Source organism: Paenibacillus xylanilyticus (assembly GCF_013359935.1).
Taxonomy (GTDB): domain Bacteria; phylum Bacillota; class Bacilli; order Paenibacillales; family Paenibacillaceae; genus Paenibacillus; species Paenibacillus xylanilyticus.
In genome coordinates, this window is the sequence record NZ_JABMCB010000177.1 from 104,543 (window position 1) to 121,136 (window position 16,594).

Here is a 16,594-nt window from a genome sequence, read left to right on the forward strand (position 1 = left end):
CGTCGTTGACCCTCCTCAGCATATTGCACATTTGGTTTTACACTCTGATTATAAAAAGCCGAAGCTCCCATCGTAAGGATGACAATTCATCAATGAGGGGATAAAATCCTTCACTGAACAGGCCTTCATCGTTATCTTCATGTAAAATGCAATAAAAACAGCCTCTGCGACACGGGTCGCAAAGACTGCTTGGCTGATGGATCAATATATATTAGATGTTGATCCCTGGATGGATCATTCGATGGATCTTTTGGTGGATCATCTATTTGGAACAAACCGTACCAGCTGTTTCCTTCCGGCCCTGTTCAATCAGGCGATACGCCCGTTCCACTTCTTCTTCGGTCGGAGAAGGTACACCGTCAAGTGGATATACCTTGCCTAGAGCCTGCCATTTGTAGATCCCCATCTGGTGATAAGGCAGAATTTCAAACTTTTCGACTCCGTTCAATGTACCGATGTAACGCCCCAGATTAAGAAGATCTTGCTCATCGTTATGAATGCCGGGCACGTAGACGTGACGGATCCACATTTTCCGACCATGATCCGATAACCACCGAGCCATACGGAGCGTTCTTTCATTTGATTTCCCGGTAAGCTTGATATGCTTTGCATCATCAATATGCTTCAGGTCCAGCATCACAAGATCAGTATGATCCAAAAGGTCAAGAATACGATCCGGTTCATTGTAACCGTTGCTGTCCAAAGTTGTATGCAGCCCCCACCGCCGCTTTACTTCTTTGAAAACCTGGGCAACGAAGTGAGCCTGCAGCGTCGGTTCCCCTCCGGATATGGTAAGTCCGCCTCCTGAGCTGCGATAGTAGGTCAAGTACGGTTCAATTTCCGCGAGAACTTCTTCCACGCTCATATCCCTGCCTCCATCAAGCGCCCATGTATCCGGGTTGTGGCAATATTGGCACTTCAGGTGACATCCCTGCATAAAAAGCACGAAGCGGATGCCGGGGCCGTCAACCGTCCCGAAAGTTTCGAGTGAATGTATATGTCCGTTTACCATGCTGCCTCTTCCTTTCTTATCCGCATCCGCTGTGCGTTTATGTTGTCACTTCGATCCAAAGCCCTGGCCTCACGAAGTCCTATGAAAGCGACTTCGATACGGCCACGACTTCATCTTCCTATTACATCGAACCGTGGAAAGTACGGTTGATGACGTCGAGCTGTTGTTCACGCGTCAATTTGATGAAGTTTACGGCATAGCCCGATACACGTACTGTCAATTGTGGATAATTTTCCGGATGCTCCATGGCATCAATCAGCTGCTGACGATCAAATACGTTCACGTTCAGATGGTGAGCACCTTGACCGAAATAACCGTCCATCATGGCAACCAGATTGGATTTGCGGGTATCGGACTCTTTTCCGAGCGCTTTAGGTACAATCGAGAACGTGTTGGAGATCCCGTCAAGACTGTGTTCGTAAGGCAATTTGGCTACAGAGCCCAGAGATGCCAGTGCACCTTTTTTGTCACGGCCGTGCATAGGGTTCGCCCCTGGAGCAAACGGCTCGCCTGCTTTACGTCCATCCGGTGTAGTACCGGTTTTTTTGCCGTATACCACATTGGAAGTAATGGTCAAAACGGATTGCGTTGGAACGGCATTGCGGTACGCTTTGTGTTTGCGAATCATGCCCATGAAGCTTTCCACCAGTTCAACCGCGATGCTGTCGACACTGTCTTCGTTGTTTCCGTAACAAGGGAAGTCTCCTTCGATTTCAAAATCAACGGCGATTCCTTGCTCGTTACGAATCGGTTTAACTTTTGCATACTTAATTGCACTCAAGGAGTCGGCAGCAACGGACAGGCCAGCAATACCACAGGCCATGGTACGTACGATATCACGGTCATGCAGAGCCATTTCAATGCGCTCGTAACTGTATTTGTCATGCATGTAGTGGATGACGTTAAGGGTGTTCATGTACAGTTTAGCCAGCCATTCCATCATCGGTTTGAAACGTTTCATGACCTCATTGTAATCCAGCACTTCGCCTGTAATTGCCGGATACTCCGGTCCGACCTGTGCTCCGGATTTCTCGTCACGGCCACCGTTGATCGCATACAGCAGAGCTTTCGCCAGATTCGCACGGGCGCCAAAGAACTGCATTTGTTTACCGATCTTCATGGCCGATACACAGCAGGCAATACCGTAATCGTCACCGTAGATTGGACGCATCAGATCATCGTTTTCATACTGGATGGAGCTGGTTTCAATCGAAACTTTCGTACAATATTGTTTGAAAGCTTCCGGAAGTTTGGTGGACCAGAGTACAGTCAGGTTTGGTTCCGGTGCTGGCCCCAGATTGTGCAGCGTGTGCAGGAAACGGAAGCTGTTTTTCGTTACACGCGTTTCTCCGTTCACGGACATTCCGCCAATGGACTCGGTTACCCACGTTGGATCACCACTGAAGAGCTCGTTATAGTCTGGTGTACGCAGGAATTTGACGATCCGCAGTTTCATGACAAAGTGGTCAACCAGTTCCTGTGCCTGTTCCTCAGTCAGATTACCTTCCTGTAAATCACGTTCAATGTAGATATCCAGGAACGAAGATACACGTCCAAGGGACATGGCCGCGCCGTTTTGTTCTTTGATTGCAGCGAGATATCCAAAGTACAACCACTGGAATGCTTCTTTCGCTGTTGTAGCCGGCAGGGAGATATCAAAACCATGCATTTCACCCAGCTGCTTCAATTCCTGCAGTGCTCGAATCTGTTCGGATAACTCTTCACGCAGACGGATTACGTCTTCATCAATCACATCCACTTCGAGTGCGTTCAGTTCTCCTTTTTTGGCACGAATCAGGAAGTCTACACCATAAAGAGCTACCCGGCGATAGTCACCGATGATCCGTCCGCGGCCGTAAGCATCCGGCAGACCTGTAATGATTCCGGCTTTACGAGCTGCACGCATTTCGGATGTGTAAGCATCAAATACACCCTGATTATGTGTTTTGCGAATATTGGTAAATATATCAATGACTTCTTGAGGCATTTCGAAGCCGTATGCTTGACATGCATCAATCATCATGCGAATTCCGCCTGTTGGCTGAATGGAGCGTTTGAATGGAGCATCGGTTTGCACACCGACGATCTGTTCTTTGAATTGATCCAGATACCCTGGTTGGTGAGATACGATCGTACCCGGGGTGTTTACGTCCACATCCAGTACGCCGCCGTTGTCCCGTTCTTTTTTGGTCAGATCAGATACGATATCCCACAGGTCTTTGGTGTTCTGCGTTGCCCCTGCAAGAAATGCTTCATCCCCGTAATACGGAGATAAATTATGTGCCAGAAAATCATTCACATCCACGGATTTGGTCCATGTGCCTTTCGTAAAGCTTCTCCAGCCTGTTTGTTGTTTGACATCTTTTTCGATCACCGACATAGTAATCCCTCCACAAAATTTGGATTTCCGGACACATGATAGGGTACATCAATCGTCTCATCTGTGCCCAGAGCCGCGATTAAATGTGAACATTTTCACATGTAAGCCGGAACATGTTCTCTCTACTTGGTAACCGGAACCGCGGGATGGATGTTTTTCTTACATTTTCAGTATACGTCTTCCGTGTTTCACCATCTGTGATTTTTGTCACAAAGTCCGTGAACTACCTCACTCCACCGTTGCTGGATCATGGTGAAGGTAAAAGTTTACACCGGATTACTGCGTGGCAGAACAACCTTCCAATCGCTGTTATCCCCAGATTTTTTCATTCCCTTTTCAAAGGGAAAAATCCGGGAATAAACGCGAACGCTTCGCTTTTACAGGTTATTTCTGCCCCTCCGTTGTCGTGTAAATTGTTAAATTCAACGGATCCCAAAGGATTCCGTCATCGACCAAAGACGGCAATTGGGGCTCCCCTTTTGGGGAACCCTGAACCTACTGCCTTAACCTCAATCTAATTGTTTTCTATTTTGGACTATGTTTATTCAAAACGTCCGTAGAACGCATTCCGGTAAACGTCGGCCAGTTCAGTCACCAGCGGCAGTTTCGGATTAGCTGTTGTACATTGGTCTTCGAATGCACGATCGGCCAGATAGTCCACGTGAGCTTCAAAGTCTTTTGCATCGAATCCGATTTCCTGGAACGATTCCTCAATGCCCAGTGTTTTGTTCAGTTTGCGAATCGCATTGATGAGGCTGTTCACCCCTTCTTCCGTGGTACGTGCAGGCAATCCCAGAATGCGGGCGATTTCGGCATACCGCTCATCTGCTACAAAGTGCGAATATTTCGGGAACGAAGCAAATTTGGTCGGTTTTTTCGCGTTGTAACGAATGACGTGCGGCATCAGGATGGCATTGGTACGTCCGTGTGCTGTGTGGTACTGACCGCCCCATTTGTGCGCCAAGCTGTGGTTGATTCCCAGGAATGCATTGGCAAAAGCCATACCGGCAATCGTTGATGCATTATGCATTTTCTCACGTGCCAACTTGTCACCTTGCAGCGCCGATTGCTCCAGGTATTGGAATACCAGCTGGATGGCTTTGATGGCCAGGCCATCCGTATAATCATTCGCCATGACAGACACGTAGGCTTCGATCGCATGAGTCAGTACGTCCATACCTGTATCGGCTACGGCAGTTCTAGGGAGCGAATATACAAATTCTGGGTCTACAATCGCTACGTCTGGCGTCAGCTCGTAGTCTGCGAGCGGATATTTGGTGTTACCCAGATTTTTGTCTGTGATTACGGCAAACGATGTGACTTCCGAACCTGTACCCGACGTTGTCGGAATGGCGACGAATTTGGCTTTGGATCCAAGGCGTGGATATTTATAGATCCGTTTGCGGATATCCATGAATTTTTGCTTCAGATCGTTAAAGTCTGTATCCGGATATTCATAGAACAACCACATGGCTTTGGCGGCATCCATTGGCGATCCACCACCAAGGGCGATAATGCAGTCCGGCTGGAAGCGATGCATCATTTCCGTACCACGGTCCACCGTCGTTGTGGATGGATCCGGCTCGACATCCGAGAATACTTCGATCGCAACCGGCATTTGGCGTTGACGAAGATAATGCTCTACTTTTTCCACATAGCCCAGTTTGACCATCATCGCATCCGTAACGATCGCTACGCGAGTAATATCAGGCATTTTGGCAAGATATTGTGTTGCTCCTTTTTCGAAGTATACTTTGTTTGGCACTTTGAACCATTGCATATTCACGGTACGGCGAGCCACCCTTTTCACGTTGATTAAGTTCACGGCAGTTACATTCGAAGAGGTCGAGTTACGTCCATACGAACCGCATCCCAGCGTCAGCGATGGCATGTTGGTATTGTAAATATCCCCAATGGCACCGTGTGTGGATGGTGAGTTCACAATAATCCGTCCGGTTTGCAGACGATCCGCGAATTTATTGATGACTTCTTCGTTATTTGAATGGATAACCGAGGAGTGACCCATGCCGCCAAAAGCAACCACTTCTGCTGCACGCTCAATGCCTTCAGCTGCTGTTTTTACTTTATAACAAGCCAGTACCGGACTTAGTTTCTCGGCAGACAGCGGGAACTTGGTTCCAACACCTTCAATTTCTGCTACAAGAATTTTGGTGCCAGCCGGAACCTCGATCCCGCACATTTGCGCGATGGTGGACGCGGATTGACCAACGATGGCCGGATTAACCGCACATTTCTCTGCATTGATGGCGCCTGCTGTCAGTTTCGCAGCCTCATCCTTGTTGACGAAATAACAGCCGTTCGCAATCATTTTCTTTTTCACCTGATCGAAGATCGGCTCTTCAATGATGACGGCCTGCTCGGAAGCGCAGATCATGCCGTTGTCGAATGATTTGGACAAGATCAGATCTGTGACTGCCTGATTAATATCCGCAGATTTTTCGATAAAGCAAGGTACGTTTCCTGGTCCCACGCCGAGTGCCGGTTTACCGCAGCTGTACGCTGCACGTACCATCGCTGATCCACCTGTCGCCAAAATGAGTGCCACATCGTTATGATTCATCAGTGCGTTCGTACGATCCATGGATGGATCATCAATCCATTGAATACAATCGGCCGGAGCACCATGCTTCACGGCTGCTTCGAGTAGAATTTTGGCAGCTTCGCGGCTGCAATTCTGTGCTGATGGGTGGAAGCCAAAGATAATCGGATTACGCGTTTTGATGGAAATCAATGCCTTGAACATCGTGGTGGATGTCGGGTTGGTCACCGGTGTAATCCCCATGATGATGCCGACAGGCTCCGCTATTTTCTGGAAGCTTTCGTATTCGTTATCTTCAATGACGCCTACGGTTTTGTCATATTTGATACTGTGGTACACATATTCTGTTGCAAATATATTTTTGGTGATTTTATCTTCATACACACCACGGCCGGTTTCTTCCACCGCCATCTTGGCGAGCATCATGTGTTTGTCCAGACCTGCCAGTGCCATGGCCTGCACGATACGGTCAATCTGTTTCTGATCCATGGACATGAATGCAGCGTGTGCTTTATTCGCTTTGTCAATTAACGTTTGAATATACTGACCTGCTGTCGGTTCTTTTGCTGGGGCGACTTCGTTCTTTACAGCCATCTCCCTCATCCTCCTAAAGGTTCGTATTGGTTTTTGGTTTGTCTCTCTTCTTTACGTACACATCGTAACATGTCGAAAAGCATAATTATGTGATTATTTTCACAAAGTATAACAAATTTAATTTAAGTTTTTTGTGATTTCTTCACTGCTCATTTTCATTTCCTATTTAAACTATAGGGCTGTCAATTGCATCCTTCCCCAACGAAAGTGAATTTAATCACAATGTTTGAAATTTCGTCATTTTTGCCCCCTTCCCATGCCCCTCAAACGGTAAGATTAGGTATATACTGAACTTAAAAATTGAACCACCGCAATTTGTACCGTCCTCCCCGGCCGAGATGACCCTGATCAGGACGGTAACGGTTGCGGCGAACCACGGGGCGGGAATTGCATGGGGCAGCCCCTCCGATGGATACAAAGGGGAGATAGACTTATGAGAGAACAACTGAGTGTAATGGAAAAACGCGGCAATACGAACTGTTTCTCGGAAGTGAATTTCAACCATCTGCTCGTTACCATGAAGGATCGTACTTATCCTGAAGGGACCCACCTGTACTGGGAAGGAGATGTGTCCGACAAACTTTATTATATGAAAAGGGGCCGTGCCCAGATCACCAAATCAACGGATGAAGGCAAGGAACTCATCATGTACATGTATCAGTCTGGTGATATGATTGGCCAGGCCGACCCATTCTTCGGCTCCAAGCATACGTTCTCGGCAGAAGTCCTTGAAGACAGTGAAATTGGTGTCCTGGAGCACAAAGATCTGGAGATGCTGATCTGCCAGCATTGCGACTTCGCCATTGACTTTATGAAATGGATGGGCATTCATCATCGCTTAACCCAGACCAAATTCCGGGACTTGATGTTATACGGCAAACCAGGTGCGCTCTGCTCCACCCTGATTCGTTTGTCCAATTCCTATGGCGAGCCCCATGGTGAGCATGTGATCATTCACAAAAAAATTACCCACACCGACCTGTCCAATATGATTGGTGCGACCCGGGAAAGTGTAAATCGCATGTTAAGCGATCTGCGCAAAAAGGATGCCATTGAATATGACAACGGCATGATTGTCATCAAAGACCTCAAGATGCTTCAAGGTATCTGTCATTGTGAACTATGTCCCAATGAAATCTGCCGCATCTAAGCCATGAATCCGGCATTTTCGACTCCTGCCGAGAACTGTTATGGTATGAAAAAAGCCCGTCCTCTGCCAAGGATCGGGCTTTTAGTATGTTTAAGATGCCGTTAACTGTAGCTTAACCGCATCACGAGGATTTAACTTCATATCCAAACCGTTCTCCATCAGTTCCTTGTCATTCACCATGATTACCCAGCGCTGGTTCATTCGTGGAACAACATTTTCAACCGAAACAACGTATTTGTTATTTTCCGACATCCTTACAATACCGCTGGACTTGAGTACATCACGAACCGTGCATTCCTGGATATAGACGCCCGCATATTGACGATTGAGATTTGGCATAATATTGCCGCCGCTGATCTTGAGCAGGGTTGTCTGATAGGCAACACCTTCTCCTGTACTGTCGGCGGCTTTTACGTATATGATCACTTCATCTTTGGCATGAAGCTCCTTGTCCCAATTTTCCGGATCAATATCCTTGCCGTTTAGTTTAACTGCCCAACTAAGCGAGGAATCGAGTGAAACTTCCCCTACGGATTGAATCCGTTTGCCGTCGGCTGTAAAATCGACCAGTCCGCTGTTCTGTAGGGCCTTCTTGAGCGTCAATCCTTCACTAAAATCCCTCTTAATGGACTTCGTTGCATCAGGCAAAAAAGTACTTCCATCGACAGCCACGGTAATGGTATTGGAGGAATCGGTCTCCTTGACCACTGGCTGTTCAGAAGGCTGTGTCTCAGTACATCCGGCCAGAATAGCTAAAATAAGCAAACATAAACCGATGTAACCGGGGATCTTCTTCTTCATGTCGGTAACACCACCCTGCGTAAAAATCTTTACCCTGTTGTCCATAACTTCTATTATGGCACAACATTCATGCAAAAAAAGTGTCAATGCCGTTACTATTCTTCCATATTTCTTCCTAATAGCATAAAGAGCCCGCATTTACGGGCTCCTTCGCTCGGGTCCTTAAACCCTTTTATTCATTTACCATTTATTGAACGCAAGCCTGCATATAGGTCCTGCCTCCGTCTCCATTCTTCAGATACGGATTAAGTCCATAGAACTGCTCCTCGGATACATAAACTCCTGTCAGCAATCGCCCTTCCAACAGTTCACCATCCATCTGTACGCAGAAAGAAGGAGCAGCCACATATTCCTGATACAACGGAATCTGACCGTATGGATGATGAACCTTAAAGAGTTTGCCCTGTTCATGCAGCGGGCGTTCAGAGAAATAGGTGGGTACAATATACCGGGCAATGACATCCAGTTCCTGTGTAGTATAGAAAGCTTCATCGCCAAGCCAAGGCGCCAGCAGCCTGATTTTTTCATATTGAGACCATACAATGGCCTGAATTAGCATCTCCGGTTTCACATTTCTTCGTTCACCTGAGGCCATGGCATAATGACCACGGGAAAACTCATTTTCGTGCTTATCCAGCATAGACTCCGGATACTTCAACTCACAACCAATGCACTTCCAGCCTGAAGAAGTCTGGATCCATTTCTGCAGGACGACCGGAGCCAGTTCCTGACCATTGCTCGTTCCTGACCGATTCCCTTCCTCAAGATCACGATTCTCCAGTCGGGGACTAACATAGTATTTGAATAGTTCCGCAGCTTTTTTGTAAATCAGATGTACCTGAATGGATGCGTTCTCAAGTTCCGCAATATCTTGTTTGCCGTAGCGTACTTCACGGGATAAGCTTTCTTCTCTCATGACAAGTGGCCTCCTCGCTCCGGCCGCCTGCGGCCATTTTTCTTAAATTATACTACAACTCGTGTCAATATGTGCAGGACCTGCAGGAAAAAGCTGGTTTCTGACATACCAGGATACCGGCAAGTGCACGTGTTACGACTTCTGATTTTATAAGACAAAAAACTCCTGATTCCCATGGAAATCAAGAGCTCTTTGTAATCAGGTCGTTCAGCCGAGCCTGGATATCTGTTGTTTAATCTACCCATTGCTCTGCCCAGTCCTGAATTTGGTTCATTACAGGCTGAAGTGCTTTCCCTTTTTCTGTTAGCTCGTATTCAATACGAACAGGCGTCTCGGGATAAACATGACGAATCAGAATACCTTCACTCTCCAGATCTTTCATCCGTTCAGATAACATCTTGTCACTCATCGACGGAATCAGATTGGAAATATCCTTGAATCGTTTTGACCCACTCATCAACGTTTGAATAATCAAACCGTTCCAGCGCTTGCCCAAAAACGAGAATGCTGTCTCAAAACGCGGACACATCCGCAAATCTTGGCCTTCCACATTAATCACCTCTTTAGAGATCACTCAACTTACATTTTGTTAGTATATTTCATAATAACATATTTACGTCTCAAAGAAAACGTCTGCCGTCAAAAAGTTAAAATTTTATAGGCATTATTCTACTTCGACTATACAACACAGTATACCTCAGGACGAATCGATGAACCATGGCAAATATCGTATAACTCGCCTATTGCTATTTTACCCAAAAAGAACCCAGCTGCCACAGTCATACTTGACTCGGAGAAGGGTTCCTCTGGTATTCCAATTCATTTGTCCGTCACGATACCAATTTTGCTGCCTAGACCAGCACGCCACCAAATGGTCTTACAGGTTCACTTCTGCCGAATTCCGGCTTGAAGCTGCGGGCAGGGTACGCCCATTTTACCGCATTGCTGATGACTCTCAGAATTTCCGGCTTGTAATACGTCGGATACGTTTCATGGCCTGGACGGAAGTAAAAGATTTTGCCTTCGCCGCGACGGAACGTACAGCCGCTCCGGAACACTTCCCCACCCTGGAAGTTGCTTACGAACACAAGTTCATCCGGTACCGGAATATCGAAGAACTCACCGTACATTTCTTCCTTTTCGAGTACAATCTTGCCTTCAATCCCGTCCGCGATCGGATGAGACGGGTTGACACACCATACGATCTCCTGCTCGTCGGCTACACGCCATTTCAGATCACAACTGGTGCCCATTAATGCCTTGAACGGTTTGGAAAAATGCCCGGAATGCAGAACAATCAGTCCCATGCCGTTCAATACACGCTGTGCTACCTTCTGTGAGATCTCGTCGCTTACGCGATCATGTGCCATATGTCCCCACCATATAAGCACGTCTGTGGAATTCAGCACTTCATCACTTAATCCGTGTTCAGGCTGATCCAGTGTAGCTGTCCGAATCGCGAATCCTTCGCCGCCAAGTCCGTCTGCCAGCGCCCGGTGCAGACCATCCGGATAGACTTCTCTTACTTCATCGTGAATTTTCTCATGGACAAATTCATTCCAAATGGTGACGTTAATCATATTCAATTTCCCCCTAGTGTAACCCTAAACCCACCACATGTCTCCCAGCGGTTCCTCGATCAATACTTGCTGGAGATTTTGCACGGCTTTAGAGAATCCTTCTTCAACCGACATCAGACCGTCTTCGTGTTCAATACTTACAACATAATCGTAACCTACCAGACGCAAGGCACTGATAATATCTGCCCAAGTCTTGTTATCGTGACCGTAGCCAACCGACCGGAATTGCCAAGCACGGTCCAGCATATTCGTGTAATCCTGCATATCTGTCAAACCATATTTGTTTACGTTCACCGGATCAATGGTTGTATCTTTTGCATGGAAGTGATGGATGGCACCCTCGCGTCCGAGAATGTGGATCGCCTGCACAGGATCAATTCCTTGCCACCACATGTGACTTGGATCCAGGTTGGCACCAATGACCTCACCAGCAGCTTCACGCAGTCTCAGCAATGTAGCTGGGGTATGCACCGAGAATCCGCCGTGCAGTTCCAATCCAACCTTCACATTGTGATCAGCTGCAAACTTGCCCCACTCTGTCCAGTAAGGAATCACTTTGTTTTCCCATTGCCATTTCAGAACTTCCTGGAAGTCATTCGGCCATGGGGCAACAGGCCAGTTCGGATATTTCGCATCTTCATGGTCTCCCGGACAACCGGAGAATGTATTGACTACTGGAACTTCCAGTTTTTGAGCCAATTGAACGGTTTTGACGAAATCATCGTGGAAACCTTTAGCGATATCTTTTTGTGGATGCAGCGGGTTACCATGACAGCTAAGTGCGCTGATGGTCAGACCGCGCGATTCCACCGCGTTTTTGAAGTTTTTCAGTGCTGCCTCATTGTTCAAAAGCTCCTCCGGATTACAATGTGCATTGCCCGGGTGACCTCCAGTTCCGATCTCCACTGCTTTCAAGCCCTTGGATGCTACGTAATCAAGTGCATCCTCCAATTTACGTCCTCCGAATAATACCAAAAATACGCCGAGTTTCAAGTGCGATTCCTCCCTGGATTAAATGTCGTATAATTGCTGATTAAATGAACCAAGAACTGCATAAATGTACCGTTCAGATCACAAGTTTGTCTTAATAGTGTGGAAAATCAAGAGCGTTTCTATCCTGAAATTAAACGTAACAATACTGGTTATTCCCGTGGAAGAACCATCCTTATGTGCTGGCACTTACTTCACTTTGAACATGTGATTGCTAATGCGATTGTACAATTTCTGTCTGATCTTCATCCGTTTTGGTTGCTGCAATTGGATCATAGGTGCTCTCAAGCATGATGTGCTTGCCCTCTAATGAAGAGCGCTGGAATGCGTGCATGGCTTCAAGCACGTGATATGCAAGCTTGCCGCTGGCTTTGTGTTCACGTCCGGCACGAATGGATTCGACCATTTCGGTAACACCAATTCCACGTTCATTTTGTCTGCTCTCGAAAACTGGGGTTACCGTCTCCCACGTGTCCTGACCGAATCTGCGCAGCTTCACTTCCCCATTGAAGAAGTTGGGGTCAGGTACACTCAGCGTGCCTTCAGTGCCGTAAATCTCAATTCGCGGCAGGTCCGATGCTCCACGGATATCGAAGCTGGTAATCATCGTTGCAATGGCACCGTCCGTAAAATCGATGGTCCCTGCCAGATGGGTCGGAGTCTGTACCCGCAGAGGCGTCCCTTCTTTCGGACCCGATCCAATGACGCGATCCGTAATCTGGATGCCTGCAGAGGAACTGATTCTCCGAATCGGTCCAAGCAGTGTAACCAGGGCGGTCAGGTAGTAAGGTCCCATATCAAACATAGGTCCGCCTCCGGCAATGTAAAAGAACTCCGGATCGGGATGCCATGCTTCTGGTCCGCCACCCATGAAGAATGAAGTAGCCGCAATCGGCTTCCCGATCATACCATCTTCAATGGCCTGACGTGCAGTCTGGATGCCCGACCCAAGGAAGGTATCTGGTGCGGATCCGACATACAGCCCCTTCTCTTCAGCAAGCTCAATAACCTTGCGACCGTCTTCTAGAGAAATGGCCAGCGGTTTCTCGGCATACACATGTTTGCCTGACTCGAGCACAGCCAGATCGGTCATGGCATGACTGCCAGGTACCGTCAGGTTCAGCACAAGCTCGATTTCCTTATTTTGCAGCAACTCATCTACATTGTAAACGTTTGCGATATTAAATTCATCTGCCCGTTCCTGAGCGCGTTCACGAATCAAGTCCGCTACAGCTACAACTTCTATAAGGGGACTGTTTTTGAGATTCTCCAGATAGATGGCGCTGATGTTTCCGCACCCGATGATGCCTGCTTTTATTTTCTCCAATGTGACGTTCATCTCCTTACGCATGGTGAGAAGCTGTGCATGAATGTTGTGCCTTGAATTTAATACTATGGTATTCCGTTTTGGGTTCAATTAAAATGAATAATATGATCGAAACATGAACTATCTGGTCATAATTTTCAAATTGCAAGGAGTATGCCAATGCCGACCGATTATTCCTGCCAGGTTCTTACAGCAGGCTTCTCATTTCACCGCAAACCCTATGCGGGTATTCATCCCGAAGGGGTTAAGAACTATCTTATGAGGCTGCAAACCGATGGACGCTGCCGGGCACGGATCAATGACGAGATGTCACTCATTGATGCGGGCGATCTGCTTCTTTTCAGTCCGGACGAGCCATATGAACTCAAAGTAGACAATGAACGCAATCCAATGGGGGAACGGCTTGTAGAGAGCGGTGACTACCATATCTTTTTCAATGGCTCCTGGGTGGATGAATGGTGGGAACGCCACAAGAGGCCTAACCGGATTAAGGTCGAACTGACCGAAAGCCTGCTGACCCTGTTCCGTCAACTCGTGCTGGAGCAGCGCCGAATCTCCAATCCGTATCCTGAGATCTCAAGTTACTACATGCGTATCCTGTGTCTGGAAGTGGACCGACTGCTCGCTGAGCATCCAACGATTACGAATACCAATTATGTGGCATATGAAATAAAAAATTATATCGAGGAGAATGCTTCCTCCCTGTTCAAGCTTGAAGATGTGGCAACTCATGTTGGCATCAGCGTTTCACGCGGAGTTCACCTCTTCAAAGAAGCGTTTGGCAAAAGCATTATGCAATACACCCTGGATGTACGGCTGAACATGGCCAGAGAACGGATCATTTTCAGTCCGATGACACTGGAACATGTAGCCGAATCGTCCGGATTTAACAATTATACGTATTTCCACCGCGTCTTCCGCTCCCGGTTCGGCATGTCGCCCAAGGAATTTCGCCTTATTCACCGGGAACAGATGTAAGGTATCATACGTCAATTCTGCTTATTTCCGCGCAGCGATCGCCTCGGATACGACCATGGCCAGATCTTCGTTGCCAAACATGGACAACACACCCAGAACGGTATCGTCGGGGATCTCCCCGGCTTCCTCTTTCGGCACAACCAGCTTCAGCACTTGCTGCAGTCGTTCATTGCTCTGCTGGTCAGGATAGGCTTGCCGGTACATCTCTTCTGGGTCCAGTCCGTGATTGGCACACCACTGGGCGAAGACCAGAATCATCATTTCCTCTTCCTGTTTATAGGTTTCAACGACCGCTTCCTCGATTTGTTTCCTGCGTTCTTTTTCATATTCATCCATGATGTCGTTCCTCCATATAGTTATTCTCATACCATTTGCAAAAACATTATTTTCGAATTAGCTGCTCAGCCAGTTCATGGCTATCCATCACATGACTCGCACTAATGATACAATCGTCGGGTGTATTCAGGTTGGCCAGAAAATGATCCACGGCCCCGCTAAACCCTCTACGGGTTAATACGGAATCCCAGCTGCCGAATGTTTCCTTGCGTTCAAGTTCTCCACGTTCCGAATATCTAGCTGTTTCCATATTTAGGACTTCTACCGATCTACCGCCGCCGTGGAGTTCGATCTTCTCCAGATCAGCTCCCGCCTCACGTACCATTTCAAACTGGCCATAGGCTTTTCTTCCAAGCTTGGCTGATCCTGCAGCATGCAGCAGCTGGTCCAGTTCATTCTTGCGTACCCATTGATGAACCAGTTCCACATTGTGATCTGAATACCATAACAACAGATCCAGCATATGAATCAGATCGTCATAGATGGTTTCTGCTGCAGGACGATCCTGAATGCCTGTCCGATGCTTCGTTAACGTCAGGGATTCGTATCCTTGTCCGCCCTCCATCCATGTCTTCGCTTTTTGATACATAGGTGCGAATCTGCGATTAAATCCCACGGCGAGCAGCAACCCCTGTGCCTCGGCAAATGCAGTCATCTCTTCCGATTCACGGAGCGTGTAGGACAGCGGCTTATCCACATATACAGCCAGTCCCCGTTCCAAACATTGCATCACAATGTCAAAGTGTGCTTCCGTCGCTGTATGTACAAACACGGCATCCAGATCCCAGGATAACAGTTCTTTGAGATCCGTCGTTCCGTTGTCTAATCTATACGTATGCTGAATAGCCTTGACCGGCTCGGCTGATCGGTTCATTATCCCTGCAATCTCCACTTCCGGATGAGCGGTTAGGAGGGGCAAATACACTTTACGTGCAATATCCCCGAGTCCGATGATCGCAGCACGGGTTCGCTTTGTTGTTTCCATGATAAGCATTCCACCTTCAGATGAGTTCTAAGTTCCACGTCCTATAGTGTAACCCTTCAGGCAGCAACATGCCAGTGATCAGCAGGAGACCAGGAATGGATTATCCGGTTCATGGGCGAACGTGGTACACTTGGGAAGAAAGGCTTATAGGAACAGGACGTTCGAAGAATATCCTGACCTGAAAGGAGCGTTTGGGATTTGCGAAAATGGTTATGGCTCCTGTTATATGTTTTGCTCGCCGGAGTCACGTTTATTTACAGATATGAACTGCTGGCATGGACCGATCTGAATCCGTCCATCCCTCTTCTTATTGGAATAGCAGCATTGTTTGCCCTGGTTCCCGTCATTCCCTACAAGTTTGTTATTGCAGCGTTCGGGTACAGTTACGGCACCACGACAGCAGCTTGGGTATGCTGGGTGGGTACCACGCTCGCAGCGCTTCTCGTTTACGCCGGGGCCAGATATGTTTTTCGCAAACAGGCCAGAGCTTACCTGGATCGCATCCGTGGACTGAATCGGTTCACCAACTGGATGGAGGCTCATCCTTTCATGGGCGTCATGTCGCTTCGATTGCTGCCTGTTGTACCTCAAACCGCGGTCAATATTTATGCTGGCATTACCTACACCCCATTTTGGGTCTTCATGGCCGCCACAGCCATTGGCAAGATGCCTGCGATTTTTGTTTTTGCCTATGCGGGTGCTCAAGCGGAAACATCCATCTGGCTAAGTTTGCTCATTCTGGTGGGATATCTGGGATTTATGAGCATTGTTTTGCTGCTGTTCCGTTTTCGTTCGCGAAAAAAAGTCTGAATCATTTTTATCCGAATGCATCTCATGACAGTCATTGTCCTGGTCCGGCTTGGTTGGCTTGCCAATTCAGGATATAATAGAAGAGCAAGCCAAATTCTTGTGTAACAAATTTCAATAAATACGGTAGCGAGTGATCGAAAGGGAGCGACTTTTGGCTTTGGATGAATGTCCAAAA

At 47.5% G+C, this 16,594-nt stretch carries 14 protein-coding genes; 3 read left to right on the forward strand and 11 right to left on the reverse strand.

The window, feature by feature from the left end:
• Positions 1-262 precede the first annotated feature (262 nt).
• From pflA to adhE, 3 genes are all read right to left on the reverse strand, one after another.
• Positions 263-1,012 (reverse strand): pyruvate formate-lyase-activating protein, encoded by a 750-nt coding sequence (pflA, locus tag HP552_RS11585; RefSeq protein WP_175395625.1) that lies wholly within the window; start codon positions 1,010-1,012, stop codon positions 263-265.
• Positions 1,013-1,133: 121 nt separating this feature from the next.
• Entirely contained in the window at positions 1,134-3,392 is a 2,259-nt protein-coding gene (pflB, locus tag HP552_RS11590) for a formate C-acetyltransferase (protein ID WP_175395626.1), read from the reverse strand.
• A gap of 541 nt (positions 3,393-3,933) precedes the next feature.
• Positions 3,934-6,546 carry a bifunctional acetaldehyde-CoA/alcohol dehydrogenase gene (gene adhE, locus HP552_RS11595; protein ID WP_175395627.1) on the reverse strand — a complete coding sequence of 871 codons (2,613 nt, stop codon included), beginning with the start codon at positions 6,544-6,546 and terminating at the stop codon, positions 3,934-3,936.
• 433 nt (positions 6,547-6,979) lie between these two features.
• Between adhE and HP552_RS11600 the strand changes: the two genes are divergently transcribed.
• Positions 6,980-7,696 (forward strand): Crp/Fnr family transcriptional regulator, encoded by a 717-nt coding sequence (locus HP552_RS11600; protein ID WP_175395628.1) that lies wholly within the window; start codon positions 6,980-6,982, stop codon positions 7,694-7,696.
• Between the two features lie 90 nt (positions 7,697-7,786).
• Here HP552_RS11600 and HP552_RS11605 read toward each other — a convergent pair whose 3' ends face one another.
• The 6 genes from HP552_RS11605 to HP552_RS11630 all read right to left on the reverse strand — a co-directional run bounded on the left by HP552_RS11605 (position 7,787) and on the right by HP552_RS11630 (position 13,310).
• Positions 7,787-8,497: a hypothetical protein gene (locus HP552_RS11605; RefSeq protein ID WP_175395629.1), complete on the reverse strand. Its 711-nt coding sequence runs from the start codon at positions 8,495-8,497 to the stop codon at positions 7,787-7,789.
• A 187-nt stretch (positions 8,498-8,684) separates the two neighbouring features.
• Positions 8,685-9,413 carry a hypothetical protein gene (locus HP552_RS11610; protein WP_175395630.1) on the reverse strand — a complete coding sequence of 243 codons (729 nt, stop codon included), beginning with the start codon at positions 9,411-9,413 and terminating at the stop codon, positions 8,685-8,687.
• Positions 9,414-9,645: 232 nt separating this feature from the next.
• The gene (locus HP552_RS11615; protein ID WP_148565210.1) at positions 9,646-9,942 is read right to left on the reverse strand and encodes a winged helix-turn-helix transcriptional regulator; all 297 of its coding nucleotides are present in this window, start codon (positions 9,940-9,942) and stop codon (positions 9,646-9,648) included.
• A 322-nt stretch (positions 9,943-10,264) separates the two neighbouring features.
• Positions 10,265-10,993, reverse strand: coding sequence for a ThuA domain-containing protein (locus tag HP552_RS11620; protein WP_175395631.1), 729 nt, complete (start codon positions 10,991-10,993; stop codon positions 10,265-10,267).
• Between the two features lie 24 nt (positions 10,994-11,017).
• On the reverse strand, positions 11,018-11,986 hold the full coding sequence (locus HP552_RS11625; protein ID WP_175395632.1) for a sugar phosphate isomerase/epimerase family protein: 969 nt from the start codon (positions 11,984-11,986) through the stop codon (positions 11,018-11,020).
• A 211-nt stretch (positions 11,987-12,197) separates the two neighbouring features.
• The gene (locus HP552_RS11630; RefSeq protein ID WP_175395633.1) at positions 12,198-13,310 is read right to left on the reverse strand and encodes a Gfo/Idh/MocA family protein; all 1,113 of its coding nucleotides are present in this window, start codon (positions 13,308-13,310) and stop codon (positions 12,198-12,200) included.
• A gap of 159 nt (positions 13,311-13,469) precedes the next feature.
• Here HP552_RS11630 and HP552_RS11635 point away from each other — a divergent pair, with 159 nt between their 5' ends.
• Positions 13,470-14,288 carry an AraC family transcriptional regulator gene (locus HP552_RS11635; protein ID WP_175395634.1) on the forward strand — a complete coding sequence of 273 codons (819 nt, stop codon included), beginning with the start codon at positions 13,470-13,472 and terminating at the stop codon, positions 14,286-14,288.
• 21 nt (positions 14,289-14,309) lie between these two features.
• Here the strand turns inward: HP552_RS11635 and yxiS are convergent, their stop codons facing one another.
• On the reverse strand, positions 14,310-14,624 hold the full coding sequence (gene yxiS / locus HP552_RS11640; RefSeq protein WP_175395635.1) for a protein YxiS: 315 nt from the start codon (positions 14,622-14,624) through the stop codon (positions 14,310-14,312).
• Between the two features lie 46 nt (positions 14,625-14,670).
• Positions 14,671-15,609, reverse strand: a complete 939-nt coding sequence (locus HP552_RS11645; RefSeq protein WP_175395636.1) for a Gfo/Idh/MocA family protein — start codon at positions 15,607-15,609, stop codon at positions 14,671-14,673.
• Between the two features lie 198 nt (positions 15,610-15,807).
• On the opposite strand from HP552_RS11645, the gene HP552_RS11650 reads away from it, so the two are divergent.
• On the forward strand, positions 15,808-16,419 hold the full coding sequence (locus HP552_RS11650) for a TVP38/TMEM64 family protein (RefSeq protein WP_175395637.1): 612 nt from the start codon (positions 15,808-15,810) through the stop codon (positions 16,417-16,419).
• Positions 16,420-16,594 lie beyond the last annotated feature (175 nt).

Coding starts and splice junctions, on each gene's coding strand:
- pflA (WP_175395625.1), bottom strand. CDS start 1,012: ATGGTAAACGGACATATACATTCACTCGAAACTTTCGGGACGGTTGAC.
- pflB (WP_175395626.1), bottom strand. CDS start 3,392: ATGTCGGTGATCGAAAAAGATGTCAAACAACAAACAGGCTGGAGAAGC.
- adhE (WP_175395627.1), bottom strand. CDS start 6,546: ATGGCTGTAAAGAACGAAGTCGCCCCAGCAAAAGAACCGACAGCAGGT.
- HP552_RS11600 (WP_175395628.1), top strand. CDS start 6,980: ATGAGAGAACAACTGAGTGTAATGGAAAAACGCGGCAATACGAACTGT.
- HP552_RS11605 (WP_175395629.1), bottom strand. CDS start 8,497: ATGAAGAAGAAGATCCCCGGTTACATCGGTTTATGTTTGCTTATTTTA.
- HP552_RS11610 (WP_175395630.1), bottom strand. CDS start 9,413: ATGAGAGAAGAAAGCTTATCCCGTGAAGTACGCTACGGCAAACAAGAT.
- HP552_RS11615 (WP_148565210.1), bottom strand. CDS start 9,942: ATGTGTCCGCGTTTTGAGACAGCATTCTCGTTTTTGGGCAAGCGCTGG.
- HP552_RS11620 (WP_175395631.1), bottom strand. CDS start 10,993: ATGATTAACGTCACCATTTGGAATGAATTTGTCCATGAGAAAATTCAC.
- HP552_RS11635 (WP_175395634.1), top strand. CDS start 13,470: ATGCCGACCGATTATTCCTGCCAGGTTCTTACAGCAGGCTTCTCATTT.
- yxiS (WP_175395635.1), bottom strand. CDS start 14,624: ATGGATGAATATGAAAAAGAACGCAGGAAACAAATCGAGGAAGCGGTC.
- HP552_RS11645 (WP_175395636.1), bottom strand. CDS start 15,609: ATGGAAACAACAAAGCGAACCCGTGCTGCGATCATCGGACTCGGGGAT.